The organism is Pseudomonas sp. NPDC088444 (genome assembly GCF_044900175.1).
Classification (GTDB): Bacteria; Pseudomonadota; Gammaproteobacteria; order Pseudomonadales; family Pseudomonadaceae; genus Aquipseudomonas.
The window spans coordinates 1-2,356 of record NZ_JBJDNK010000032.1 but is presented as its reverse complement, the minus strand read 5'-3'; the positions used below and the strand labels follow the sequence as shown (position 1 = coordinate 2,356).

At 60.5% G+C, this 2,356-nt stretch carries 2 protein-coding genes; both read right to left on the bottom strand.

Going from position 1 to position 2,356, the window contains the following annotated elements:
• Positions 1-688: ribonucleotide-diphosphate reductase subunit beta (locus ACI2KB_RS29175; RefSeq protein ID WP_404640536.1), on the bottom strand; the 688-nt coding region annotated here is incomplete at its 3' end.
• 283 nt (positions 689-971) lie between these two features.
• A partial coding sequence (locus tag ACI2KB_RS29170) for a ribonucleoside-diphosphate reductase subunit alpha (protein ID WP_404640534.1) occupies positions 972-2,356 on the bottom strand: 1,385 nt, incomplete at its 5' end.

The following is a 2,356-nucleotide window of genomic DNA, read 5'->3' as shown; positions in this document are numbered from 1 at the left end:
GAGTGTATTTCAGGCACCAGGCGGCCTTTTTCGCGACCGACGGGATCTCGTGGTACAAGTTGAAGATCTCGCCTTCATCCATGCCCAGCGATTCGATGCAGTACTGGTAGGCGTGGGTGTGGATCGCTTCCTCGAAGGCCTGGCGCAGGATGTACTGGCGGCATTCAGGGTTGGTGATCAGGCGATACACAGCCAGCGCGAGGTTGTTGGCAACCAGCGAGTCGGCGGTGGAGAAGAAGCCCAGGTTGCGCATGACGATGCGGCGTTCGTCGTCGGTCAGGCCTTCCGGGTTTTTCCAGAGGGCGATGTCGGCGGTCATGTTGACTTCTTGCGGCATCCAGTGGTTTGCGCAGCCGTCGAGGTACTTTTGCCAGGCCCAGTCGTACTTGAAGGGTACGAGTTGGTTGAGGTCGGCGCGGCAGTTGATCATGCGCTTTTCGTCGACGGCAACGCGGGCAGCGGAGCCTTCGAGTTCGGCCAGACCTTCGGCGATGTCGAGTTTGTCCAGCGCGGCTTTGGCGCGGGCAACAGCGGCGGAGTCGTTGGCGTTGACGGCGCGTGCTTCCAGTGCGGCGGCACCACCGGCGCTGTCGAGTTTGTCCATGGCCGCTTCCGCAGCGTGGCCTGCGTTGGCGCCTTTGACGGGTTCAGCGGTGTCTTCTTTGTCGAATTCGTCCCAGCTCAGCATGACGTTGAGTCTCCTGCGTGAGGGTCAGTGCTCATGACTGACCTGGTGGATCTTGAGTGTTGGTTGCGTATCAGGCGTTGCACGCAAAGAACATGAAGTCTTGGGGATCTGTGCCCCTGATTTTGCTTTGTCTGACAGGCACTGCATGAAGAGCGCGAGTCTGAGCGAGTGGCCGCTAGGCGCCGAGTTTTTTGGACCCCGGAGCGTACGTCTGTACGTGAGGAGGCCAGAAAACTCGGCAACAACGCGGACGCCGCTCAGAATCGTGTGGCGTCCAGCGTGCTTATTGGCAAGCTTCGCAGTCTGGCTCGTCGATCGCGCAGGCCTTAGGCACTGGCGCTGGACCTGCTGCCGGGGCTGCCTCGGCTGGGCGCGGGGCGGTGATCGCCGAGTCGTCCGGGCCATGGCCGCCGCTGGAAACGGCGTTCAGCTTGCCGGTGTTGATGGTCGATTTCTCGGTGCTGGTCGCGGCCAGGGCACGGAGGTAGTAGGTGGTTTTCAGACCACGGTACCAGGCCATGCGGTAGGTCACGTCCAGTTTCTTGCCCGAGGCGCCAGCGATGTACAGGTTCAGGGACTGAGCCTGGTCGATCCACTTCTGGCGACGGCTTGCTGCGTCGACGATCCAGCGGGCTTCGACTTCGAACGCGGTGGCGTAGAGGTCTTTGAGCTCTTGCGGGATGCGCTCGATCTGTTGCACCGAACCGTCGTAGTACTTGAGGTCGTTGATCATGACCGAGTCCCACAGATCGCGGGCTTTCAGGTCGCGAACCAGGTACGGGTTGATCACGGTGAATTCGCCCGAGAGGTTCGATTTCACGTACAGGTTCTGGTAGGTCGGTTCGATCGACTGCGAGACGCCAGTGATGTTGGCGATGGTCGCGGTCGGTGCGATGGCCATGATGTTCGAGTTACGAATGCCTTTCTGAACGCGAGCACGCACTGGCGCCCAGTCCAGGGTTTCGTTCAGGTCGACGTCGATGTACTTCTGGCCACGGGCTTCGATCAGGATCTGTTGCGAATCCAGCGGCAGGATGCCTTTGGACCACAGCGAACCCTGGAACGTCTCGTAGGCGCCACGCTCATCGGCCAGGTCGCAAGAGGCCTGGATGGCGTAGTAGCTGACCGCTTCCATGGAACGGTCGGCGAACTCGACGGCAGCGTCGGAGCCGTAGGCGATATGCTGCAGGTACAGCGCGTCCTGGAAGCCCATGATGCCCAGACCGACCGGACGGTGGCGGAAGTTGGAGTTCTTCGCCTGCGGCACGGAGTAGTAGTTGATGTCGATCACGTTGTCGAGCATGCGCACGGCCACGTCGACGGTGCGTTTGAGCTTGTCGGTGTCCAGTTTGCCGTTGACGATGTGGTTCGGCAGGTTGATCGAGCCCAGGTTGCAGACCGCGATTTCATCCTTGTTGGTGTTCAGGGTGATCTCGGTGCACAGGTTCGAGCTGTGGACCACGCCGACGTGCTGCTGCGGCGAACGCAGGTTGCACGGGTCTTTGAAGGTCAGCCATGGGTGGCCGGTTTCAAACAGCATGGACAGCATTTTGCGCCACAGGTCTTTGGCCTGAATGGTCTTGAACAGCTTGATCTTGCCTGGGTACTCGGTCAGTGCTTCGTAGTACTCGTAACGCTCTTCGAAGGCCTTGCCGGTCAGGTCGTCCC